General features: G+C 60.0%; 24 protein-coding genes. 7 read left to right on the forward strand and 17 right to left on the reverse strand.

The features are described 5' to 3' along the window. Positions 1 to 100: 100 nt before the first annotated feature. The 12 genes from WFR25_RS06340 to WFR25_RS06395 all read right to left on the reverse strand — a co-directional run bounded on the left by WFR25_RS06340 (position 101) and on the right by WFR25_RS06395 (position 10021). A complete protein-coding gene (locus WFR25_RS06340) occupies positions 101 to 1117 on the reverse strand; it encodes a TraU family protein (protein ID WP_419723148.1) in 1017 nt (338 codons plus the stop codon). After that, positions 1114 to 1710 (reverse strand): conjugal transfer protein TraW, encoded by a 597-nt coding sequence (locus WFR25_RS06345; protein WP_336974744.1) that lies wholly within the window; start codon positions 1708 to 1710, stop codon positions 1114 to 1116. Before WFR25_RS06345 ends, WFR25_RS06340 begins: the two co-directional genes overlap by 4 nt. Positions 1711 to 1760: 50 nt before the next feature. After that, positions 1761 to 2027 (reverse strand): hypothetical protein, encoded by a 267-nt coding sequence (locus WFR25_RS06350; RefSeq protein WP_140159619.1) that lies wholly within the window; start codon positions 2025 to 2027, stop codon positions 1761 to 1763. Then, on the reverse strand, positions 2024 to 2383 hold the full coding sequence (locus tag WFR25_RS06355; RefSeq protein ID WP_188062219.1) for a hypothetical protein: 360 nt from the start codon (positions 2381 to 2383) through the stop codon (positions 2024 to 2026). Before WFR25_RS06355 ends, WFR25_RS06350 begins: the two co-directional genes overlap by 4 nt. Further along, positions 2383 to 4902: a TraC family protein gene (locus WFR25_RS06360; protein WP_286864269.1), complete on the reverse strand. Its 2520-nt coding sequence runs from the start codon at positions 4900 to 4902 to the stop codon at positions 2383 to 2385. Before WFR25_RS06360 ends, WFR25_RS06355 begins: the two co-directional genes overlap by 1 nt. Continuing rightward, positions 4899 to 5564: a TraV family lipoprotein gene (locus WFR25_RS06365; protein ID WP_286864270.1), complete on the reverse strand. Its 666-nt coding sequence runs from the start codon at positions 5562 to 5564 to the stop codon at positions 4899 to 4901. The genes WFR25_RS06360 and WFR25_RS06365 overlap by 4 nt, the downstream gene beginning before the upstream one ends. Then, a complete protein-coding gene (locus tag WFR25_RS06370; protein ID WP_262503586.1) occupies positions 5564 to 6913 on the reverse strand; it encodes a TraB/VirB10 family protein in 1350 nt (449 codons plus the stop codon). Before WFR25_RS06370 ends, WFR25_RS06365 begins: the two co-directional genes overlap by 1 nt. After that, the gene (locus WFR25_RS06375; protein WP_130752835.1) at positions 6910 to 7707 is read right to left on the reverse strand and encodes a type-F conjugative transfer system secretin TraK; all 798 of its coding nucleotides are present in this window, start codon (positions 7705 to 7707) and stop codon (positions 6910 to 6912) included. Before WFR25_RS06375 ends, WFR25_RS06370 begins: the two co-directional genes overlap by 4 nt. Further along, a complete protein-coding gene (locus WFR25_RS06380; RefSeq protein WP_130752834.1) occupies positions 7691 to 8329 on the reverse strand; it encodes a TraE/TraK family type IV conjugative transfer system protein in 639 nt (212 codons plus the stop codon). The genes WFR25_RS06375 and WFR25_RS06380 overlap by 17 nt, the downstream gene beginning before the upstream one ends. A 12-nt stretch (positions 8330 to 8341) precedes the next feature. Then, positions 8342 to 8608, reverse strand: a complete 267-nt coding sequence (locus WFR25_RS06385; protein WP_086486402.1) for a type IV conjugative transfer system protein TraL — start codon at positions 8606 to 8608, stop codon at positions 8342 to 8344. A 120-nt stretch (positions 8609 to 8728) separates the two neighbouring features. Beyond that, positions 8729 to 9046, reverse strand: coding sequence for a hypothetical protein (locus WFR25_RS06390; RefSeq protein WP_130752833.1), 318 nt, complete (start codon positions 9044 to 9046; stop codon positions 8729 to 8731). 174 nt (positions 9047 to 9220) lie between these two features. Continuing rightward, positions 9221 to 10021 (reverse strand): DsbC family protein, encoded by an 801-nt coding sequence (locus tag WFR25_RS06395; RefSeq protein WP_336969633.1) that lies wholly within the window; start codon positions 10019 to 10021, stop codon positions 9221 to 9223. 584 nt (positions 10022 to 10605) lie between these two features. On the opposite strand from WFR25_RS06395, the gene WFR25_RS06400 reads away from it, so the two are divergent. The 6 genes from WFR25_RS06400 to WFR25_RS06425 all read left to right on the forward strand — a co-directional run bounded on the left by WFR25_RS06400 (position 10606) and on the right by WFR25_RS06425 (position 15062). After that, positions 10606 to 11025 carry a hypothetical protein gene (locus WFR25_RS06400; RefSeq protein WP_336969634.1) on the forward strand — a complete coding sequence of 140 codons (420 nt, stop codon included), beginning with the start codon at positions 10606 to 10608 and terminating at the stop codon, positions 11023 to 11025. A 211-nt stretch (positions 11026 to 11236) separates the two neighbouring features. Beyond that, positions 11237 to 11659 carry a helix-turn-helix domain-containing protein gene (locus WFR25_RS06405; RefSeq protein ID WP_286864279.1) on the forward strand — a complete coding sequence of 141 codons (423 nt, stop codon included), beginning with the start codon at positions 11237 to 11239 and terminating at the stop codon, positions 11657 to 11659. Between the two features lie 7 nt (positions 11660 to 11666). Continuing rightward, positions 11667 to 12296 carry a GntR family transcriptional regulator gene (locus WFR25_RS06410; protein ID WP_336969636.1) on the forward strand — a complete coding sequence of 210 codons (630 nt, stop codon included), beginning with the start codon at positions 11667 to 11669 and terminating at the stop codon, positions 12294 to 12296. A 171-nt stretch (positions 12297 to 12467) separates the two neighbouring features. Next, positions 12468 to 12602: a benenodin family lasso peptide gene (locus WFR25_RS06415; protein ID WP_119748366.1), complete on the forward strand. Its 135-nt coding sequence runs from the start codon at positions 12468 to 12470 to the stop codon at positions 12600 to 12602. A 67-nt stretch (positions 12603 to 12669) separates the two neighbouring features. Next, positions 12670 to 13314, forward strand: coding sequence for a lasso peptide biosynthesis B2 protein (locus WFR25_RS06420; RefSeq protein WP_336969639.1), 645 nt, complete (start codon positions 12670 to 12672; stop codon positions 13312 to 13314). Further along, entirely contained in the window at positions 13314 to 15062 is a 1749-nt protein-coding gene (locus tag WFR25_RS06425) for an asparagine synthase-related protein (RefSeq protein WP_336969640.1), read from the forward strand. Before WFR25_RS06420 ends, WFR25_RS06425 begins: the two co-directional genes overlap by 1 nt. Before the next feature lie 28 nt (positions 15063 to 15090). Here WFR25_RS06425 and WFR25_RS06430 read toward each other — a convergent pair whose 3' ends face one another. The 4 genes from WFR25_RS06430 to WFR25_RS06445 form a co-directional block, all read right to left on the reverse strand. Beyond that, positions 15091 to 17160 carry an Atxe2 family lasso peptide isopeptidase gene (locus WFR25_RS06430; protein WP_336969641.1) on the reverse strand — a complete coding sequence of 690 codons (2070 nt, stop codon included), beginning with the start codon at positions 17158 to 17160 and terminating at the stop codon, positions 15091 to 15093. Continuing rightward, a complete protein-coding gene (locus WFR25_RS06435) occupies positions 17160 to 19733 on the reverse strand; it encodes a TonB-dependent receptor (RefSeq protein WP_336969643.1) in 2574 nt (857 codons plus the stop codon). The genes WFR25_RS06430 and WFR25_RS06435 overlap by 1 nt, the downstream gene beginning before the upstream one ends. An 87-nt stretch (positions 19734 to 19820) precedes the next feature. Next, positions 19821 to 20867 (reverse strand): FecR family protein, encoded by a 1047-nt coding sequence (locus WFR25_RS06440; RefSeq protein ID WP_336969645.1) that lies wholly within the window; start codon positions 20865 to 20867, stop codon positions 19821 to 19823. Next, on the reverse strand, positions 20857 to 21417 hold the full coding sequence (locus tag WFR25_RS06445) for an RNA polymerase sigma factor (RefSeq protein WP_336969647.1): 561 nt from the start codon (positions 21415 to 21417) through the stop codon (positions 20857 to 20859). The genes WFR25_RS06440 and WFR25_RS06445 overlap by 11 nt, the downstream gene beginning before the upstream one ends. Before the next feature lie 552 nt (positions 21418 to 21969). Here WFR25_RS06445 and WFR25_RS06450 point away from each other — a divergent pair. Further along, complete coding sequence (locus tag WFR25_RS06450) at positions 21970 to 22326, forward strand: sigma-70 RNA polymerase sigma factor region 4 domain-containing protein (protein WP_336969649.1); 357 nt, start codon at positions 21970 to 21972, stop codon at positions 22324 to 22326. Positions 22327 to 22454: 128 nt separating this feature from the next. Here WFR25_RS06450 and WFR25_RS06455 read toward each other — a convergent pair whose 3' ends face one another. After that, positions 22455 to 23465 carry a hypothetical protein gene (locus WFR25_RS06455; RefSeq protein ID WP_086486100.1) on the reverse strand — a complete coding sequence of 337 codons (1011 nt, stop codon included), beginning with the start codon at positions 23463 to 23465 and terminating at the stop codon, positions 22455 to 22457. Positions 23466 to 23605 lie beyond the last annotated feature (140 nt).

The following is a 23605-nucleotide window of genomic DNA, read 5'->3' on the forward strand; positions in this document are numbered from 1 at the left end:
ATCGCTCCGTCCTCGCACCGTGCGGGACCGCAACCACGGCTGTGGCGGGCAGGCGCGGAACAAGCCCGCACCGGTGCGAGGGAGGGGAAAGTAAGACTGCTCATGGGGTCGAGATCCCGGCGCAGCAGATGACCTTCTCAAACAGCATGAACTGGGCATTGTCTTTACCCGGCGCATGTTTAGCGCTCGACCAGAGCGCGCCGGGACGCCCGATATTGACGCATTTGCCGCCCTTGACTGGCTCCATAAGCTGGAGCTTGTAGCGGCTCTTGGTCCAGATCGGCTGCGGTTTGAACGAGCAGCCATCAGCCGACGAGATGGTCAGCGCGCCAAGCCGCCCCATCATGAAAGTGCCGCGTGCGGCTAATCCCGCCCAGGCCTCGACGCTGTCATCGAAATGAATGTCGCCAGCAATCGGATAGGTCGCGCCCCAGCTGCCCATGCACCAGAAGAGCGGATCGATGACCTTGCCCGCTGCCGCCGCGGCGCTGTCGGCCATGCAGGCCAGACCTGCCGCAGGATTGCCGAACAATATGCCTTCAGGCTGGATGATGGCGCCAAGCGTTCCCGACTGCCAGGTTGGCAGGACCTCTGTGATCATCGCGACATCGAACCCGTCGTCCTCGATGCAGGGCAGGTCGGTGAACATGTCGAGCATCTTCCAGACCGGCGCGATATAATAGTGCATCTGCGCGAACATCTTGCGACTATTGGTGCCGTCGGCGATTGAGGACTGGCTGCCCTGGAGCTTGCCGCCGGTCGGCATGAGATCGGCACCCAGGGCCATCATGCAGCCTGGTTCTGTCACGACATCGACCATGCGATTGGGAGACCAGAAGCTGACCTTCACCCCAAACCAGATGCTGGCCCCCTTTCGGCAGGCGCATAAAGGTTTGGAGGCCGACTGGGCATCGAGTGCTTTGTCAAGTTTGTCAAAACTGCCGACCCGGACGCCGCCGATGGTGATCGGGAAGATGCAGTTCCAGCGGACCTTGGTTACGGGATTGAAGATCGTGTCTGCCTCACATTTGGAGGCGAGAGCCGGTGTCGCTGGCGAAAGCAGGGCGATCGCCATGCCAATCGCGGCCGAACGCAAAAGGGTGCAGGCGCGGATCATCGGCTTGCCTTTGCGCCAGCACGAGTACCAACCCGCACTTCCTGCAACTCAAGGCGCTGCCCCATCTGGCGCACAATGACCGGCGCGTGGGTCAGGCCGAGCCGCTCTTTCACCCTATCCTCCAGGATGAACAGCGCGCGGCCATGCCGCTCCCCCAGCGCAATCGCGTCCGCGTCGCCAGCAATACCGGACGCCAGCAGGATGAAATCGGTCAGCGCGGCATGATCGAGCGCCCATGGAAGGTCGCGCGGGGTGACGATCACCAGCCTTTGGGGCAACGACACATAGGTCAGCGGGTTGAAGGTGAACCCTTTGGGGTAAAGTAATCTGCCATCGGGAAGGCGGATCTCCTGATCGAGGGTGTAGAAGGGCACGACGTAGCGCGTGCGATCCTGTATAACCGTGGCCAGAGGGGCGGACTGCATCGCCGACCAACCGGAACGCGGCCCGAAGCTGGCTGCCATATTGGCAGGCTGGCGCGCGGCCTGGGCTTCGATTTCAGCCAGCGCATCGGGCTCGGCGATCGGCCAGGTCCGTCCGATCGTAGCGCTATTGGCCAGTGCCGCGGCAGGGAAAGCCGTTGCGATTAGCATGATGGCCGCCCGGCAGCGCGCTCGGCCAGCGAAATCCGACAGCATGCGCTTCATCGCCCTGCCTCCCGCATGGCGGCGGTGGCGTGGCCGCGCCGGGGTCGCCAGACCTCTCCATCACCGCCGCTTCCACCATGAACAGCGCTTGCAAAAGCGAACAGGGCAAGCATCGCGGTGCCGCCCAAGATAAGCCGGAGCGGCATATCGATGATGCTTGTCGACCAAGCGAGGAGCCCTGCCTCAATGATGAGCAGCAAATGCGCGCCGATCATCAACCGGATCGCGGTCTGGCAGGGCCGGGGCGAGAATATCCCGTTCATGGCCGCCGCCATGGCAGGATCGCATCGCTGCGCCGTGACCGCCATTGGCGGGTCCTGGACAAAAGCTTGCCCATTAAGCCGGTCAGCAAAATGAGCAGGATGCCCGTACTCAGGCACGTCGCACCAATCAAAAGCGCGCCGCGCGCAATGATCGCGGTGGGCTGGTGGAGAACCAGCCCGGTGACGATCACCATCGTGGTGAGAAGCACGGTTTCCACGATCATCAGCCGGAACCGCCAGCGTACCGCCTCAGCCTCGGCGCGGATCGCAACCCGCGCCTCGATCATGCGCTCGATCTCGGCATCCTTGCCAAATCCGAGCGGCAATTGGTCTGGATGGGGGGCTGTCCGGCGCATCAGACAATCTCCTCGCCGGATCGGGAAGGCAATATCTGCGCCGGATCGACGCCTGCCAGTTCGCACACGGCTTCCAACGGACTGCGCCCCGCCCGGATCAATGCGTCGAATGCGGCCACCTCATTGGGGGCTGACGTATTGATCCAGTAGGAGAAGGGATCGACCACGAGGCGGGCCACGCCAAGGCCCAGCGGGGAGTCGATGAAGACCTCGCTATAATGGGGCTTGTTGTTGCGGACCGACTTCAACAGATCGAGCACGAACTCGGAATAATCGAGTATCTTATTCTCTACCGCCTGGGCATAGGTCGATCCCTGCAGCAGGAAACGGGTGGCGGCATTTTCCAGGATCACCTGGCCCGTGCCACCAAAGAGCAGCAGGTCATTGAGCGACTGGAGCACCACTCCGAAACTGCCCTGATATTTGCGCGCCCGCCTGTAGCCCTGGCCGAACGCTTCGGCGAGCCGGGAGAGATCCTGGCCTTCGCTCCGCGTCATGAACTGGGCGGCTTCATCGCACAGGACAAAGCGGGGCCGGTCGCGTGCCGAAAGATACAGCTCCTGCGTGACTGCATTCACCACCACCATGACGATGACGTTGAACAGGTCCGGCATGGATTTGAGCCGTTCGAGCTCCAGCACGACAAATTCGTCGTGGCTGATGTCGAAGGTGGACGGCCCGTTGAAAAAATGGCCGTACGCGCCTTCGCTGCCAAAATCGCGCAGATTGAAGGCAAGTTCGCGCGCGACGGGAACCAGATGATCGACCCGGTCGAGATCGGAAGTCGCAAATTGCGGATAGGCGCCAAGCCATGCGCGGACCGCATCAATGCCTTCCTCGGCATGGCCTTCATCAATCGTCCACTGGACCGCGGATTTGAGCAGATTCCATTCCGAGGTCGAGACGCCCTTGCGGGTAGCGGCATTGGCCATTTCTGCGACGATGGCGACCGCCATGGAAATGGCCGACTGGCGGTCGTCGCCATCGAGCGCAAACCCCATGTCGAAGGGATTGAGAACCAGGCGCTCCTCGCCAATGTCGATATAGCGCCCTGAGCAGAGCGTGCAGAGTTTGCGATAGCTCCCGCCAATATCGATGATGCGGATCAGCGCGCCTTGCGCATAATATTGTTGGCACAGGTTATTGAGGAGGAAACTCTTGCCTGCGCCACTCTCGGCCGAAACAATGAAATTATAATTGTTGATGCGCGGATCGAACAGATCGAGCGTGATGAGCTGGCCCTTGCGCCCGGTATAAAGCAGCGCCGGGCGGCCGCCGCCACGAAAGTCACTCTGCACCGGGGCCAGGAGCACCGCGGCTTTGACCGGCATGCGAAAGTCGCGTTCCAGCAGGCGCATCATGCGTTTCTCCGGATAAAGCCCAAAGGGCAGGCTCATCGGCAGCAGGACCGGATTGAGATAGCTCTCCTCCTGCATCATCCAGGGAAGCGGTTCGCTCTCCCACAGGCGCTTGGCGCGTGCCGCCATTTCGCGCGCCTGGGCGCTGTCGCGACCAAACACCCAGACCATCGGGATGACCGAGAGGAAGCGACTATTACCTGCTTCGTCCAGCACCCAGCCAATTTCCTCGATCTGCTTGCCGACCTCGACCGCGAAACTGCCTGCGGCCTTTTGTGCAGACAAAATCTGGGCGCGTTTGTGAATTTCAAACTGGCTATGATCAAAGAGGATGTTGAGCGTGATGAGGAAGGGACCACCAATCTGATCGCTATCTTCGGCAGCGCCGCGCATGCCCCCCAGCAGCCGGTTGGCGCGCTCTGCGGTGATACGTCGCGCGGGGGCCCGCGGCGTCAGGCAGCGCGCGACCTGGCGCCCCAGAAAGACCTCCGACCCGTCGAACAGCAGATCGGGTCCGGCATCGATGATCTGCTTGCGGATAGGGGGAGCGGGATGACCATTGCTGCCATCGGCAAATATGCCAGGTGCAGTCGCGAAGAGACCGTTGAATATCCTGCGATAGAAGCGCACCAGTTCTTCTGGCGGCAACCTGCGGATGCCAAGCTTGGACAGCTGCTCTTCGACCTGCCGTCGCAGATCCGAGCCCAGTTTCACCCGCGTCTTGATCGAGAGAAATAGCCGAAAATTGCGGACGGGAATGCCGTGCAGCGCGTCCAACCCCTGGGTACCGGCGCGCATATAGTCGGCGGTGCGCTGCGCCGAGGCCTGGATCAGCGGATCGGGCCGGGTCTTCAGATCCAGGAAAGCGTCAAGCGCGTCATCGATCAGCGGATCGGCAAAGCCGTGGAGCTGAAGAACCGTGCCATCGGGAAAATGGACGTTGAGCAAACCCAAAAGCGCCTGATGGACATGGGCAAACATATAGGCCGATGGCACAAGTTCCCAGGCGTGGCCCCAGCCATCATCGATGCACAGGAACGCCTCTTCCTGCGCGTCCCAGGCGACCATCGGCAGGAAATCGGAATAGGCGTCGCGCGCAACCGCGCGGTGCAACGCCGAGATTGTCAGGCCGCCGCCATGGCGCGCGCCAAGCGGGCTCAAGGCTTTGCCTCCACAGGCAAAGCAGGCACGTCGGCCGCTTCGCCTTGGCTGGCGCGATCACCTGACGGCCGCTCGCGTATCTGTTCGAGTATGGGGACGCGCGCTGCAGGTTGGACGGGATTGACGAGATAATCGCCGACCACCCATTGGGGTCGCTCGAGAATGGCATAAACATAGCGCGGCATGTAGAGCCGGTCGGGCCGCTCGCGGTCGGCATAGGGCAGGATCAGCGTGCGGACCGTGCGCCCTGGCCGGAGCATCGGCGTAATCGGCGCTTCGACCAGACCCTGGAGCTCTCGATACACGCTGTCGCGATAGCCGTTGAAGGGAGCAGCACCGCTGTTTTTGCGCTTGCTCGCACCGCTGTTGGCAGGACTATTGGCCTTGTCACGCAGCATCGCCTTGTCGTTGGTCACCACCGGGTCGGAGCGCGACGGCATATCGGCGATCGCGTCGGCATAGGCTTTGTCCGGGTGGATGCACTGGCCATGGTCGCTATTCTTGCAGCTGAACTTTTCGCTATAGGGCGACATCAGCGATCCGACAGTGGTGCAGGCGGGCAGCAGCAACACTGCGCCCGTCAGGAGGATGCGGCGTCCGGGGCAGCCCGACGCACGAGGCAATGGCGGCGTGTTCCCATTATTTTCGTTCAGGATCGACATCAGAATTTGCTCCCCGCTGTGGGTTTGATTTCTAGGGTCACGCCCTCCTGGATGACGACCACCACATCTTTGGCTGCGCCGACCTCGACGATGGGTCCGGCCTGGCGGGCGAGATCGAGATAGAAGTCGGTGAGCTTGTCGGAGGATTTGGAGAGGCCGCCTGCCAGCCCGCTTTTGGCGGCATCGCCCGCATCGAGCGATCGCACCGATCCGAGGGCTGAGGTCGAGAGATCGCCAAAGCTGGTCTCGACTGAACTGGCAAAGCCGCTGACGGTGCCGGCGATGAAGGTGCGTGCCAGCGCAGCGCCGGCGCGTGTCACGACTTTGCCTGACAGACCCTTCTTGCCATCGGTATCGACGAAAAAGCCTTTGACGGGCATGTCGACCACCGAATGTTCGTCGAAATCGACGCAGGACAGAGAGACCAGCTGGACCTCGACCCGCTCTTTGGCGAGGCTGCCCGTCGCATTGCCGATGACAAAACAGCCGGCCAGATTGGCTTTGACATCATTGGGCAGGACGGCGGGGGCCTGGACGCGGGCGATCAGGGGCTCCGGATTGGATGTCGCGTCCCTGCTCGCCAGCGCGTCGATCCCGGTGAGCAGTCGCGCCTTCATGAAACCAGGCGGCAAATAGATCGTCCGGGTCTTTTTTCGCGATGCCGACGGCGTTCCCTCCTTTCCCGTTACGGCCGAAAGCGTGGCGGTCGCCGCGCCGATCGCGCCGATGGTCTTTTCCACCGGTGGCGCTGGAGGCGCCGGCGGTGCGATTGGTGGGGCAGGGGGCGGAATATCGCCCAGCGCGCTGTCCAGTTCTGCATTGCCCGGAGGGTCTGGAAAAGCGGGCGCGCTGCCTGGCAAGGCGGAGGGAAGGTCTTCGCCGTCCGACAAAGAGCCCGGTGGCTTGCTGCCGGGGATGACCTTGCCCTCTTCAATCGCGGTGATGCGATCGCCAAGCAATGTCTGGCCGTCGAGAATCTTGCGGACATCGCCGCGCAGCTTGGTTTCGAGGCTGTCACCGCGAAGGCCTGCGCCCATATCAAGCTTGGAGGCAGCAGGGATGACCGGCTGATCAGCCGATGAACTGCCAGAAGCGGTGTATAGGCCATAGCCGAGCACCGCGACAGTGGCGGCAAGGCCTGCCTGTTTGGCCCGCAGCTTCTGGCTCGCTGACATGGCGGCCCAATGGATCTTGAGGTCGAGCAGGGCGGGACCGCGAGAGATAGTCGGGCCAGGTTCGGGGGGTGCGATCTGGGAGGCGTCTGTTTCGTAAGGCTTGTCGACTTCGCTGGCCTGCGGTTTGAATGGGGCCGCGCGGCTGCGGCTGCGTGGCGGAACTTTCTCGCTCACAGCCCCTCTCCCCGACGCACAATGATGACCCGTGCTGTTTCACCAGCCTTAAGATCCAGTCTGTCGGCGGTGACCGAGAATATCCGTGTGCCCAGTGCTGAATCGAGGAACAGCCGTTCATCCAGCTGGGTCGCTGTGGGCACCTCGACTCTATATTCCGATGCGGACAGACCAGAGCCCTCGACCGCTACACGGCGTATTTCGCTGATGCGGGCGTCAGGCAGGGTAGCGATACGGATGAGTCCGGCACGCGGCGCGACGGCCGAGAAGCTCGCCGGAATACGGTCCTGGAGCATGGCCAGCGTGATCGAGACGGTGCGCTCTTCCTCGACTAGCGGCCCCAACAGCTCATCATTGGCTCTGGCCCGCTGGGCGCTGCCTGGCACGAGCGTGACGGTCTGCGCGGGTATATCCGATGGCTCGGCATAGAGCGGATAGATGGCGCCATTGCAGGTGACGAAAAATTCCGACGCCGTTGTCACGAAGCTACGCGTGACGGCACCTGCGTCGTCGACCTCCTTTACCAGAAATTTGATCCAGGCGTCCGAACCGCCTTTCTCGACACTGATCGCTTTCTCCGCCGAGAATTTGACATCCTCGATTTCGCCGCCAACGCAGACCAGATGATTGACGTCGCGGTTGGAGAGGCGGATTGTGCTGGTCTGGTCGGGCAGGGCGGTGATCGACTGTCCGAAGACAGGCATGGCCATGACAAGAGCAAGGCAGCAAAGTGGCGTGCGTGTGAGCAGCGCACAGGAGAGCGGCGCACGCGCGCCTTTACCCAAGTTCGGCATCGAATTTCTCCTCGGACAGGCGGGTGAGCCAGAAGCGGCCATTTTCGATGGCGTAGCCAATGCGCAGCGTGCCGCGGAATTTGCGGATGACGCCGCCGATGACGCGGACCTTTTCGACCGGAACCATGATCTGACTGTCGGTCCAGCTGACCGGCTGATCGGGCCGGATATAGGTGGCGATCGACAGGGTCGGATTGGTCGAGAGTTCGTCGAGCACCCCGTTCAGCGTGTCACGCATGCTTTCAAAGGCGGACGGGTGCACGATCGAGAGCAGTTCCTGGAACTGGCGATCAGCGGAATAGGCTGAATAGGTGCCCGACAGAGTGACGATGTTACGCGTCATCGCCCGCAAATAACCGCTCGATGGCGTGGAACCGGTTACATAGAGATCGCCACTGGCGCCGAAGGGCACGACGACCGTGCGCCGGTTCTGGTCGCTGGAATAGACAACTGCGCCCAATACCGCGGTGATACCGAACAAGCCGACAATCGCAAATTTGAGCAGCCGGTTTTCTTCAAAGAGGTTCGAGGAACCTTGAAGATAGCGGTGAATGCCAAAGCTGGCAGGCTTGCCGATCAGCGGATCGGGCGGAGCACCGGCCTTGCGGGTAAAGAGCCACATTTGCCTTCTCCCTCACTCGTAGAAGCGGGTCTGGGTGGGCCCTGGATAATGGGGAAAGGACAGCAATCCCCAGCGCCAGGCGAGATGTGGCAGGAAACCGCGGGGCTTCGACCGCTTCCAGGGGATGAAAAGGAGAAGGGCACCAACGAGCGACCAGCCGATCAGTCCGCCAACGATTAGTCCGACGAAGATGGTCGACATGACCAGTATGAACTCGTCCGACCCAAACCAAAGAATCTGGACAGGCCGATGCAAATACTGGGGCAGACGTTCGTCCATGATACCCTTCTCCTCAGGCTTCGCTACCCGCACGGCGGGGCGTCCTGAAAAGCCACCATTGGCTTTCCAGCTTCGAAGGCAGGGCGTTCGGGCGAAAACCCGAAACCCGTGCCAATCAGGTCAGATGGTCATCCCGAAGGACTGTAGGATGCTGTCGGCCTTGATGAGGCAGACCGCCGCCACGATGGTCGGGATACCGATCATGATATTGGAAAAGAGGCGCGATACGCCAAAGAGGAATGCCGCAACGCCGCCGACAAAGCCCAGCGGTCCCTTGACGCCCTGGTTCACCACGATGTCGTAAATATCGTAGCCAAGGTCGCCGGCGGCGGGCGCGGAAAAAGCATGGGCGATACCGGTCATGGCGAGCAGCGCCACAAGGGCAGTGGTGCCATGGTCGGCAAGGGCAAGCGCGCGTTTGCGCGATAGGGTCATCATCTTTGGTCTCCATCGAAAAGGGAGCCGTCCGCAGCTACGCCTCGCCCGCGAATGATCTCGCTGGCATGCCGAGGGTCGCATGGGACAGCTCCATGAGCGCGCGACCGCCGGCATTCCGGTCCGCCTGTTCCCGCACGGGCAGGAGACAAGGGATCCATGGCAGGATGAGAGGCATCACCGGTGTGCATCGGGCAGTGCCTTCGAAGGGGGCTTTCCCAGTGGCCTACTTTGTGGCGTATCGAGAAACGCCTCCAGCTGCGCCTGCTGGAACCCTGAAATGATCATGCCATTGGCGATCAGGGTGGGGGTCCCGCTCACGCCGATCTTGCGGACCAGCGCGCTATCGGCTTCAACCTTCGCGCGTCCTTTGGGGCAGGTCTCCAGCTTTGCCGGTTTCGCGCCATTATATAGGGCTTTGAACGCAGCTGCCGGTTCAGGCGAGCAAAGGATATGCTCGGCCTTTGATGCGGCGTCCGGGTGAATGCCCGACACGAAGAAGATGAGGCGGCGCACCGGCTTCCCTTCGGCAGCCTTAGTCGCCCAGAAGCGGTCGAGCGCGCGGCAATAGGGACAGTCGGGATCGGTAAACTCGATGATTATGGGCGCATTCTCCGGGCCAATCGCCAGCGCCTGCGCCGGATCGATCGCGGATAATTGCTTGCGCGCCCGGTTTTCCTGATCCAGCGCAGTGAGGTTGAGACCATTGCGATCATAGATGGTCGCAAAGAGGATATGCTCGCTTTGCGGGGCATAATAGATAAGCCGGCCCCCGGCACTTGCCTGATAAATCGGCCCTGCGACCGGCGATGGCCCGAAATCCTCGAACTGGAGATTGGTGAAGGTCTGGCGCAGCTGTTTCTCAGCGGCTTTTGCAACAATGGCAAGGCTGGGTTCCGACGTCGCGTCCTCCGCTTGGCTGGGACCGGCAAGCGCGAAAATGGAGGCGAGGGCGGTTAGCGCAGGGGCGTATCTCATCGGGCCAATTCCCCGTAACGCCGGGCTTGGGCGTCAATAAGGCGTGCATCGATCCTGATCGATACGCCAATCGGCAAGAGATCAGGCGAGGTCCGGGATGCAGCCGGAATAGGACGGATCACAAATTGCCCGTTCGCCTCTCCGATATCGAGATGCGCCAGGGGCGTAAGGGCCGCCGGCATTGCCGCCGGGCGCGCCCACCCGATTGTCGGCGCCAGCAAGGCAGCCGATACCATCCCTGCCGCAACGGCAGGCCCAATTGCCAGTCTCATATAGGTCTCCTGTTGCGAAGGCGTTCAGCCCTCCGGTGCGACGCAAGATGACGGTCAGGCTTGGGCTTTTCTCTGCCGCAGCAGCCTGAAATTCGTCGTCCGCATCGCTATGGCCATCAGTTGCGCCAGCTTTTTGAGGGTCGCAATGGGGAGGGCACTGAGATGCCGAAAGCGGCACTGAAGTGCCGAAATCGGCATCTCAGTGCCGCTTATTGGCAAATTTCAGAAAAAATTGGCGGTGAGCGACTTCAAATTCGCGCTCGGTCGTCTTGATCAAGGGGTCATCCACCCGAATCGCAAAGGGCTTGAGGCATGACAGGGCATCGTTCGCGGACGTACCGGCTGCGCTTGTCGGAAGAGGGGACAGACCAGTTCCTTGCCCAGCACCACCGTCTCGCCCAGATCGCCAGGAGCTTCATTCCCTATGGCGCAACCCTGGGCGTTGCTGTGATGCTCATGGAAAAGGTCGAAACCGACGCGCTCGTAGCAGAGCTGGCAATGCCATCGCTCAAGCGCCTGGCAGGCAAATGCGAGCATTTTGTCGGTGCAACCGCTGCGCTCAATGGCGCGACGGGATCCATCCTCAATCGGCTCGCGGAATCGGATTTGATCGGCGTCCGTCCCTCTGTCGGAGCATTGCACAATCTGGCGATCATGCTGATGGAAAGCTGTGAAGATTATGAGCTGGCAAAGGCGTGGCAGCGCGTGCAGGCGGGCATCGCAAAAAAATAGCAGGGTCGACCGACAGCGAGAGATCTGATCCGATCAGGACAATTGCGGCACTGGAACGCCATGTCTGCCTATCCCGAGCGCAACGGCGCTAAGGGGGAAATCGATAGTCTCAAAATGGAAACGAATATATTTGACGCATTGCGTCATCCACGCGAATCTGCGGTCGTTGGAACGTGCATGGACGCTTTGAGACGCGATCAGGGAGGACCTGATGATCTCATCTCAAGGTGGCGCCTTTGAAGAGGGGGCGTCGATACTGGCCGAGGTCAAGTCGATCTCTGGTCGCCGCATTGAAGAACGGCGCAGGCGCCATCGTATAACCCAACAGCAACTTGCCGCCGATGTCGGGATCGGCGTGCGCTGGCTGCGCGAAATCGAAGCGGGCAACCCGAAGTCCCGTTTCGACGATCATGTCGCCTGCACGCACGCCCTTGGCCTTTCGGCGGCGCATCTCCTCATTCCCATGCTGTTTCTGGAGCATCATATGCACTTTCCACGCCATTTTTTCCTCGATGACATGTATGAACTCGAAGCCCGCTGCATAGAATTCATATCTGGCCTGAGCTTGAGGACCTTTCTCCGCCCGACGGGTGGTGGGCAAAATGGCCCGGTAGACTCAGGCTCTGCAGCATAGGTGCGCCATGGCACCTGACGCCTATACGGCCGCCCGTGTTCACCGTGAGATCAAGCAACTGATCATGGCAGGCAAGTTTCAACCGGGCCTGCCATTGGTCGCCCACACCCTTGCCGACAGGTTCGGGACCAGTATTTCTCCGGTCCGCGATGCCTTGAACCGCCTGGTCGGCGAGAGACTTGTCGACATGCAGGGCGGTGGCGGCTTCGCGCTTCCGACCATAAGCCGGCGCAGCGCCTTTCATCTCTATAGTTGGCATGCCGACATTGTGCGCCTGATCGTGAAGGTGATGATCCGTTTCGATGAAATTGGTGCTCCGCCCGTCGCCCTTGTTACCAAAAGAGCAGATGGCGCAGCCATCGCGGCCGCTGCGGCCGAGTTCTTCTCCTTGCTGGCAGGCTGTTCACCCAATGGCGAGCATCTCGACGCCATCATCCAGGCCGGAGAGCGACTCGCCGTCCTGCGGCTCCATGAGGGGGGGATCGGACGGCAGGGTGAAGAACTCGCGACGCTCTGGAATGTCACCCGTTCGGGCAACAGAAATGCGACGCGTATCGCGATGTGGCAATATCACCGTCGACGTCTGTTACACGCTGATGAGATTTCATTGGCTGCCACCAGAGGAGTGAGGATTTAGCAACAGCGCTAAATGAACGGCTTAACAAGCCGAAGACTAAACGACTGTGAGTCGATTGACGGATCAAGCTTATAAGCTCTCAGAATGGGAGCATATAAGATCGGATATATGTCATCTGCCGCCTACCATTATGGACGCCGCAAATAGTGCGGCTTTGTGATGGAGATGAACATGACGAACATCATCGAACATGACGAACTGGTCGTCGATCTGGGCGCTGCCTCGGTCGAGACCAAGGGTGCCGGCGTCGGCAACGCCGACAGTCTGGGCACCGAAATCCGGCAAATGGGCATTGCCGACGACTGATCGTGGAAAGGCGCGCATCCCTGGCGATGCGCGCCTTTCTTCTCGCCACTCAGCAATAGGTGCGAGCATGGCTTACAGGCTTCGCAATGGTCTTCATTTTTGCGTGTCCGAAGGTCGCACGATATTCTTCGATGTGCCCGGCGACCGTTATTTCGCGCTCAAACCGGAATGGGACAGCGCCTTTCAAAAATTCTCGCAGGATGAAAAGCCCGTGCCTGAACTCGCGGAGCTGGAGCGCGCGCGCATTCTCATCCCCTGCGATGGCGCCTGCGCGCCAATCCGTCCGGCTGCTATCGAAAGGGCAACCAGGGATTTCGGTCTTAATCCGTCATCGCCCTTTGTTCGGTACGCGATGCGAAGCATCCTCTGCCAGCTTCGTGCAATTGTGTGGCTGCGCCTTTCCAGTTTTGAGGTGATTATCAACCGACTTGGGACGCGCCATCCGGCCAATACCGCCAACCGCGCGGAGGATTTCGTAGGCTTTAGCCAGGCATTTGCTGCCACCGCGCCGTTGCGCCCCCGGCATCGTCATTGCCTCTCAAGTTCGATCGCCTATGTCTATATGGTCCGTGCGTCTGGCATGGAAGCGACAATGGTGATGGGCGTAAGTGCCCAGCCTTTCTCTGCGCATTGCTGGGTGCAGTCGGGCGATACCGTCCTCAATGACCGACTTGAGAATATCCGACCCTTCCAGCCAATTTTTTGCGTCTGATGCTGCGTCAGTTTCTCATATTTTCGAGTTCGGCGCAGGTTGCGCTCGACGGGCTGATCCAGCGAGCGCAGAGCGCGACCGGCCTGCGTCACGCCATCCAGCAGCAAGGGCTCGCGATCCTTGCCCGGTCGATCGAGGATGTTCTGACCATACCGGGTGGCGGGGGGTATATCCTTGGCACCCTGTTTGAAAAATATGGGCCTGCCCGCAGAATAGCACCAGACGATGCGCTAGCGATCGAGTCTTTGGCGCAATCTGATCCCATAGGTTCGCTGCGTGACCGCTTTTGGGGTGGATATGTCGCCCTGCTTGCCGATGGCGGCGGTTTCACAATGATGCGGGATCCCTCCGGCGCGATGCCCGGCTATATTATCCCGGTATCGGGTGGCTGGGCAGCGGCGTCCGACGTATCTCTCTTCGTGTCCGCCGGTCTTTTGAAGCCGACAATCGCGTGGGATGAAATACCGCGCTATCTCGCCGCGAAAGATTTGCCCGCTGCAACGACGGCGATCCAACTTGTTCGGGAAATTTTGCCGGGAACCTATGAGCGTCTTACGGAGGGGCAGAGCAGTGCAACTAGCTTCTGGTCACCCTGGGACCATATATCGCCGGTAGAGCGGCCTGGCGCGGCGGCGATGGAGGAGCGCCTAAAGCGGACTGTAGATCATTGCGTTGCATCATGGGCGTCAACGACAGGCTCTGCGCTTTTGACCCTGTCGGGTGGCCTTGATTCCTCAATTGTCGCTTCAGCTTTGGGAACGAGCAAACGGCCCTTTAGCTGTGTCACCATCAGCACCGGGGATGGGCTTGGGAATGAACGGGACTATGCCCATGCTATGGCCAGCGCTGTCGGTGCTTCGCTGATCGAGGCGCACTATGATTTGGCCGACATCGACCTTTCCGTGTCGAGCGCCAGGCATTTTCCCAAGCCGATTGGCCTGATCCATGAAACCGCCTTTCACGCCGCCGCGATGCGTGTGGCAGGGGTGGTGGGAGTTGACGCAATCTACACCGGCAGTGGCGGCGACAATGTCTTTTACAACAGCAATTCGCTGCGCCCGCTGCTGGATTGCATAAGAGGACGTGGCCTTGGTGCCGACGCCTTGCGAACATTGCACGATATTGCCGGGAAATTGGAGATATCGGCATGGACGGTTTTGTGCCACGCCGTGTGTCAATATCGACAGCTAAAACGCCCCTATGCGTGGCAGTATAATCTCCAATTCATGACTCGTGAGGCCCGGCAAGACATAATGTCCCTGCCCCTATCCCATCCGTGGCTTGAAGAGCAGGATGGCGCGCGCGCAGGCAAGGTTGGGCATGTCACCTTTCTGCTGCGCATCCAGAATCACATCGAGGGCTATCTGCGCGCCTTCGACATGCCGCTCATAAATCCGCTCATCTCCCAGCCCATTGTCGAACTGGCGCTTGCAATACCAGGCTGGCACATGGTCGAGGGCGGCCGTGACCGCGCCGTCGCACGCAAGGCCTATCATGATGCATTGCCGCCGATCATCCGGGACCGGCGGCGCAAGGGCAGCCCAAGCAGTTTTGCAATCGCTCTTCTCCGCAGCAAACGGAAGGACATCCGCGACCGCCTGATGGACGGCGAGCTGGTCGCGCGGGGCATGGTTGATGCCGACACTCTAGCCGCAGCATTGGTTTCCGATTCCGGCTTAGAGCTGAGCTATATGCGCCTATCGGCTCTGCTCGACATGGAAGCCTGGATCGAACATTGGCGCGGATGATGTAGCGGCTATGTAGCGCGCTGAGCATCTAATCCGATGTCGGCAAATGTATTGGGCCTTGTTTCCAATCTCTCCTCATCTGCGCCCAGCGCGACGCTTCCTCACGCTCGATGCCATCGGCGGGCATCTTGTCCATCAGCCAAAAATCGAACCATCGTAGATTGCGGCGATAGACGTTCAGGCGGTGGGTTGGCTGGCGCTTGATATGGAGCTCGTCAGGGAAGATATAGACATCAACCGGACAATTGGCAGCGCGCAGCGCGCGGACGGCTTCCAGCATGGGGTAAAGCTCACCATCAGCCACTTGCATGAGAATGGGGAAAGCAACGCGGCTGGCATTGCGGGAAAGCGACATTTGCGACCAGATTGCCGAACCGGCTTCTGGGGAATCAGGCCAGCCTATGCTTTGATAATGTTGCTGGATGGCGGCACCCAGAAGCCAGGTCTGGGAGGGCTCCCAGCAGCAGCCGCTGATCGATGCAGCCTTGAACATTTGGCTGTGCAGCGCTGCAAATTGTGTCGTTGTCGAGCCGTCACTGAGTCCAGTAATCCCGATCCTGTCCGGATCGACCAGGCCTGTGTCGATCAGCTCCAAGACCTTGGTCTCTATCGTCGACAGGATATTGCGCCGTGCGAGAAAGTCGGCATTTTCGCGTCTTTGCCTTTCTAGTGGCGCAAGCTGTTTGGCGGAGACGGGCGATTGGGGGCGCTCGATGTTGAGGACCAGATAGCCTGCCTTTGCGAAAAGCTGGATGGGGAATTCATCGCCCGTGCCCCCGCGCAGAAAACCCCTACTTTCATATTGGGTGATAATCAGCGGATAGCGGCGGCCCTGCTGGAATGTCGGTGGATAGATGAGGTCGCCAAAGCTGGGGATTCCCATCGCATTGGTCCATTGCAGTCGCTCAACTCTACCGCGGACGATCTTTGCATGATCGGGATTGGGCTCGAAGATGGTCCTGCTCTTGCCGTCCTGCAGCCTGATCCTGTCTATATATCGGGGCCGGGTCGAGTTTTCGCGCACGCACAGGACATCATCGTCGATGGGTACGCATCCCTTGAGCAGGTCGCTCGTCTGGAAGAGGCGGGCAGGATCGGTGTCGCCGCCCTTCCATTCGTAAATGGCAGCGAGGCTTCGGCCCCATCCCTCTCGCCGTACAAACCGGATATGTCCGGACTGCGTGACCCATGGCTGACCTTCGATGTCGGTGCAGCTGGCGCTGCGGCAAAACTGCTCCGCCGTCCCGAACACCATATGGATCCGGCTCATGCCCTCGGCATCCGCTTTGACATCGACCATTATCGCGCCGCTGCGCAGAGCCGCGGATCGATCGTTGGTGAAGGCGGCGATCTCCGCCTCAGTTGCTGGCCGGCGAGCGCTGCCGTCCAAATCCACTCTATAAAAACGATAGGCAGCGCCGCCGCGCGGAAAGGGCGCGCGCGATGCGAATGGAAAGAAGCGCTCATCGAGCCGGTAGCCCCGCAGCCCTTCCTGGTTCAACTCTTCCGTCGGCGGACCATCCGCGCGCTGCTTGTACACAAGGCTTTTGCCGTTGGCCCCGAAGCGAAAATCGACGATGTCATCTTCCGGTGCTGCGACGGGGCGGCTATGGCCCCCCACATCCCAACGCCACAATTGCAACCGATCCTTGACGAGCTTCAAGAAAGCCAGATTGTCTCCGTTTGAAGACCAAAGAGGTGTGATGACCTTGGTGACGCCAGTGGGAAATCCTCGCGTGCCAAAGAAATTATCATAACGCCAGAAGGCGACGCCGGGTCCCACGTCGATCAGCGATGCTTGCCCATCCTGGCTGACGACATAGATGCCGGAGCAATAGCTGTTGGACCTCCCGTCGGCCCTTCGCACGGCCACAGCGAGGCGTGATTGATCGGGCGAAAGGGTAAAAACAGGATCGCTTTCCATCCCGCCATTGGAGCCAATATCCAGGGTCTCGATGAGATCGGTGGCCTCTATGGGGCGAGGGGCTCCTGCTGGCCGGCGAACCTCCAACGTCTTCGCGCAATCCAGATCTGCAGCTACGGCCGGCAGGGCGGCCGGAGCTGCGCCAGCGAGGCTCATCGCGAGGGAGATGAGCATTACCAGGCCTTGGAAAGGGTAAGACTGATGGTGCGCCCAATCGCAGGATAATTTGTCGCATCATAATTGGGCAGGGCGACGCTTATCGTGCGAATGAGCGAGGGCTTCCTGTTCAAGATGTTCTGGCTCGCAAGTAGGAATGACCAGCCAGCCCAGAGGCCGCTACCTTGAGGCTTCCAACCAATGGTGGCGTCAGCCGAATGAAAGGCTTTGACCCGGTAGGTCGTGCTGGTTCGGCTGTCTTTGGTGCCGCCAAGATAGTTATAGGCAATCGCCATGCTTATCTCGCCGCGCTTCCAGCTAGCGCTCGCGCTCCCGCGCCAGTGCGGTGGTCGGAATATGGTGCCGGCCTGTTCGAAGACGGGTTGCCCCGCGCTTAGCTGCTGATCGCTTTTGAGGTAGCTGGCATTGGCTTCAAGACTGAAATCGCTGCTGCCGGTAAAGAAGGCATAGGCGATCGAACTATCCACCCCCTGTATATGTTGACGGGCGACATTTTGATATCCGGTGTAGACAATCGCAGCAAGGTTTGCAGGATCATAAGCGGTGCCACTTAGATTTTGAACGCCGAGCGGTAGGCTGGCAGTTGCCGCCAATACCTGATCGAGGGTCGGATTGAGAATGATGAGGTCGGCATATTCGTTCCTGAATGCCTGTGAACTGGACGCTATGGGATAGGTCACGCGGTTTTTGTAGCGGACGTCGAAGAAACTGGCCTCGAGTTTCAGACCCGCTATCGACGAAGGCTCCAACTGGACGGTGAATGTAAGGGTCCTGGCCTTTTCAGGCTCCAGCGCTTTTCGGCTTCCGTCGATCTGCAGAACATTTTCGTTAGTTGGAGGCGCTGGCAGGTATCGGCTTGAAGCGTAAAGCGTCGCCTGCGGAGCAATGTTCAACTGGCTGAGCGTCGGCGCCTTGAACGATTTCCCCCACGCGGTCTTAAGCGTCAGATCGGCGATCGGCTGATAGGCAATGCCGAGTTTGGGCGTCGCAAGGCTGCCCATCTTGTCATAGCGTTCATATCGCAACGCGCCGGTGATCTGTAGCGCGTGAATGAGTGGCAATGCATTTGCGCCAGCGATCAGCGGTAGAAACATTTCGCCATATGCGAATAGAGCGGTCTGCGAGTCTGTATAATTTTGGATGGAAAAGGTTGCAGTGGACGTCGTTCTGAAGATCGAGCCATCCAGGCCATTGGCACGCAGTCCGGCCCCCAGCGCGACACGTGCCTCGCCACCCGGTAAGGCAAAGAGCGGGCCTTCACTGCTGAACTCTGCTGACCAAAGGTCATTCTTGTAGCGCACATCGTTGACGAACAACCGGCTGCTGCCTGAGAAGACTTCCGCCTTGACCCCGCTATCGCTGATAGCGCGCGTGAAGCGGGCGGTCATTTCCCAGTCGGCAGGCAGGTGGAAGGTGAGGGACGGGCTGATCGACCAGCTCTCGACGTCCGGGGAGGCGGTGGCGCCGGACTGAATATTGGTGCCGCTGCCATTGGGCAGTGAGAAACGGGATTTACGGCGGATATAATGGGCATCGAGCCCGAACTCCATGACGTCGCCCAAGAATTGATGGCCTGCAACTACTGCGCTCAATTGCTTGTTTGACGGCAATAGGGTCATTTCAGGGTTCACAGCGCCACGTGTGTAGGAACGCTGGCCGGCAGAGACGTCGGTCGCCTTGGCGAAATCGCCGGCGATCATGAGGCCGCCGCTCTTCCATCGGCGACCCGTCACCCCGCTATATTGCTGCTGGAACGCTCCGCCATCGGTCGCGCCGCCAAATCTCGCGCTGGTTTCCAGGCCGTCGAAATCGCGGCGGAGGATGATGTTGGCGACGCCGCCGACAGCATCGGAACCATAAAGCGCCGATGCGCCGTCGGCGACAATTTCGACCCGCTCGACCGCCGCCAGCGGTATAGCCGATATGTCGATGCCCTGGCTCACCGCGTCATAGGCAAGCCGATGTCCGTTGAGCAAAGTGAGCGTAGCGTCTGCGCCCAATCCCCTGAGGTTGAGAGCGGACGACGACGTGACATTTTCCGAACCATTCTGCCGAGCGGACACCACGCCTGGGTTCTGGCCGCCATTATAATTTTGCGGGATGCTGCGTGCGAATGATCCAAGGTCGCTATGGCCGAGCTCGACGATTTTCTCGCGGCTCGCCGATATTACCGGAGATGTTGGCTTCGCGCCACGAATGCGGGAACCTGTGACCGAAAGCTCGATGTCCGTCGCGCTGGTTACCGCCTCGCGCGACGGCGCTTCTCGCCCCCGCAGGGTGATGGTACGCTCCCTGATGTCAGCGGTGAGGCCCGAAGGCGCGAGGAGGGCGGCCACGGCGTCTTCGACCGTGTAGGCCCCGGCGAGAGACGGGGCGCGACGACCCTTGAGCGACCGGCCATCGGCAACGAGTTGATAATCGCTCATCCTGGCTATTGCGCGCAGCGCATCGCCAAGATCCTGCTCAGGCAGATCGTAACTTTTGGGTGCTTCCTGGGCATGGATCTGGGGAACCAGAATGCACATGGACAGTGCAACGCTGCTGAGAAGCCCAATTTTACCGATACGCATGAAACTTGCCCCCTTGTTCCGCAGGGCCTCTTATTGAGGCTCAGAACGGAAGACGGGCGCGTGCCTATCTAAAGCTGCAGTGCGTCATTATTTTTCGGCGGTGAGCAGCAATATGTTTTTCTGGGTTCGTTCGATCTTGAGGTTGAGAAAGCCGCTCAAGGCTTGGGCAACGCGCTCAATATTGCGGATTTCGATGTCAGCGAAAATCTCGCGCGCGCCCAGGGTCGGCTGTGCCAGAACGATCTTGGTCTCGCTATAGCTGTTTGCTTCGGCGATGACGTCGCTGACCGGGACATAATCATAGCTCTTCACGCCGCTCACCCATTGCTGCTCTGACCGTTTGGCAGGATTGACGGAAAAATCCGGGATTTGTCCAGCCTTGAGCGTCAATAGCTGGCCGGAATGCAATGTAAGGGCTTTGGGCAGCTGGCGCGGGTCAGTGCGGGGTAGTGTGACATTGACCTCGCCCTCGATGGCATGAACGCGTGCGCCCTTACGGATCGTCATGTCGAACTGGCCGACGCCTGCCGTCACCTCAATGCCGCGGCCATGGACCAAAAAGGGTCTTGCCGTCTGGCTGGCAACGGTGAAGCGGGCACGTCCACGCTTGAGTTCGATCGTGCGGCGCTCGGCAGTATATCCAATCAGAACCAACGTGTCGGTATCCAATAAGATAGAGCTGCCATCTTCAAGGCGCTCCGTGCGCACCTCGCCGACCCGTGTCTCCAGCGGCGTGCGCGCCTCGCTCTGCCCGATCAGCGAGGGCGGTGCATCGGTTGAACGCCAAAGCAGACCCGTTGCCGCAAGGAGGCAAAGCGCCACTGATGCGGCGAGGAGAAGCCGTGGTGGACGGCTTTCCACTTTTCGCGTCTGGTGCAGGAGAGGCCCGCGCGAATGCGTTTGTACGGCGGCTTGGCTTGCCTGCTGCACGGTGTCTACCACGCGCAGATAGGCGAGCTTACGGGAAGGGTTTTCGGCGATCCAGACGTCGAAGGCACGCTGATGTGGACCCAGCCTGTCGAGATTCCTGGGATCTGGCACAGCGTCCGCGTCGGCCATGATCAGCATGGCCCATTCATGGGCATCGCGCGATCCTTCGTGGGGATCATGATCGGCAGGCAGGTCAGTCATCATTCGCCTCGCGATAGGCGGTAACATGGCGAATAGCTTTGAGCATCTGTTTCTGCACGACCCAGAGCGGAAGATCGAGCTCTGCTGCAATCGCGACATAGGTCTGCCCTTCGACCCGATTGCGCAGGAAGATATCTAGCGTTTGTGATGGAAGTTGGTTGAGGATCAGCGTCCAGCGCGCCAGATCCTGCTTTGCCTGCAACTCGCGATGGGTGTCGGATGGGGCAATTGCATGCAGGCCATCGTCGAGCGGCTTGGTGCGTTTCGACAACAGAGTGGATCCGCGCTCGACGAAATCGCGCAGCAGGTTCGTCGCGATGCGCGTGAGGTAAGCCTGTGGGCTGGCAAGCGCTTGTGCGGGCGCTGCGCGCACGAAACGAGTGAAGCTTTCCTGGGCAAGTTCGTCGGCATCGGCCTGATTGCCAAGCTGGCGCGTGAAGAAGCGCATGAGGCGGGGCTTCTCCCTTGTATAGAATTCCGGGAAGCTGAACCTGCCGGAATCTCTGATTATGACCGGATCGCGCAGGCGATCCTCTTGTCTGCCCTGGCTCATTCGTCGCACCTATGTCCACTCGGGGCGACGGCCAAAGCCGGATGTTAGTAACCTGGCATACACACAGGCGCATGCGCCTTTACCGTTGCCGGCTGGACATACGCGCATGCCACCCGGCCCCAGTGAAACTGCGACCGAGCTGTATATGCAGGGGTTACTAAGCCCCACTTCTGCGCTTTCAGCAGAAGCGGGGCTACCTTGCCGGATTGGCGGGGCAGCGCAACCCCCTAAGAAACCCATTATGACGTTTTTACGAAGCGGATTAGCTGTTGAAGGAAGGGGTGGGTGACCGACCGCTGCGCGGGCATCGCGCTCTTGTCGGCACGGCGTGCCGCCACGCCGACCTAGCTCGGCTACGCCGATCCCGGCCCTCCGGGCGGTGATCGCTGTCGCGGCGGTGAGGGCGAGGTGTGGAGCGGGGAAGTGCCGAGGGGAAAGGCGGTAGGTAGAACGCGCCGATCCCTCCCGCACGAGAAAAAGTAATTTCGCGGGGCCTTGGTAGGGAAGGGGGAACGGGTTGGGGACTGAACCCGATATGCGGAGTGTCCTGCTGTGACCTTGCTACCTGTCCTGCGCCAGGCATTGGCGAAATTGATTTTGTGCCTTCAAAACCTGGCGGACGATGACCGTTGCTGCGCGCGGATCGACCGCTATCTCGATACTGTTGACCTGCAGATGATGGCTGAACCGATCGGCGCGGGCGGCGGCGAGGAAGCTGCGCGAATCAGGCAAGTCGTCGCTAAAATGCAGCCGCTGACGCGTGCCATCCTCATTCTTGTCGTCGGGCGAAAAATGAGCGTGGCGGAAGTATCACTGCGTTTTGGGATGCGCGAGGAGCGGGTGTGTCGACATTACCGGGCGGCCGTGGGCGAGGTGACGGCGCGATGCGACGCGGACGGTGTGACGTAAATCGTCGGCCCGCCTGCTGAGCAGATAGACGGCCAGGACTGGGACTTTCCCGAATGTCGGCTTCGGAGCGTCGAAGCGTGGAAAGCAGACGTTAGGGATGGCCATCGCTGTCGCTACCGTTTTCGACCTTACGAATCGCCGCAATGGAAAGGCGAGCTTTTCAGTAGAGCCGAACCTAACTGCTCAATCAGTCCAGCAAACTCCAGAACTGCCGACTCTTTGATTACCAGCCGCTGCCCAACGGCGTAGGTCGCATCGCCACTCCGCGTAATGTAGTCTGCGTCTACGATGCCCTGTTGGTGAGCAAGTAAATGGCGTTGCTGGTAGAAAACTCGGAGACGATCCATAGCTGCCGTGCCTACAATTTTCTCAAACGACGACCCCGCCACCGTATCCCACAGATTGGATCCCGCATCGAGGTTTTGAAACGCATTTCGCCGGGCCGATACGCCGGCCCGGCTTTCGTAAATCTGCTCCGCTAGGCGCTGAAACGACATCACCGTATCCTGAATAGCCTTTTCCAGCAGTGTGCGAGTCATCAACTCAGCTTCGTCCGGGCCTAACGTGTTGCGTAGAGTTTCACGTAGCCCAGCGGCGGTCCTGATGGTGGCGAGGGTCTGCTGAAATGTGTGGTGGGCAGAGTTATGCCCGCAACTAGGACAGAAATATGCGGCACCTACGTATGAATAGCGACAGCCGCAAGAATCGCATTTGGTACGCAAGCGCATGGGCTCTGCGGATGCAACCGGCAACAACACTGCGTTGCGGCCACCTTTCACGTTTAGGGTGATGCTTAGGAACGAGCCTGGCCGCTGTCGCCGCTTCGAAGCCGCGGCATCTGCTCGCATCGCCCCGTTGATGCGATTAATCACGACTCCGCGCGCGTACTGCTTGGCCGCTTCTATCTGCTCCGTCGTGTACCAAGACTTTGCCGGTGCGGCATGTCGGCAGGATGGGCAGAACACTTCCTCATCGCGGACGAGATTTGTCCAGTCTTCAGCAACTATCTTGAATTGGAACAGGCATGCTTCAGCCGGGCATTCCTTATCGGCATATCCCTCAGAATCGGCTTCCAAAGGAACCTCTACCTGTTGAAGGCGGGAGAGGCGGTCAAGTTCGTGTTGGAGGTTCTCAAACATGCAGCCGCTCGGATGTTGATGGTTCAGTACATAACATGAACGAATGGAGGGCATATGTCCAGTTGCGCTGACCTTGTTCGCCTAGGCTGAACGAGATTGATCATTGCGGAGTGCTTCGAGGCAATTTGGAAATGTCGTCC

This window comes from Sphingobium aromaticiconvertens, assembly GCF_037154075.1.
GTDB lineage: Bacteria > Pseudomonadota > Alphaproteobacteria > Sphingomonadales > Sphingomonadaceae > Sphingobium > Sphingobium aromaticiconvertens.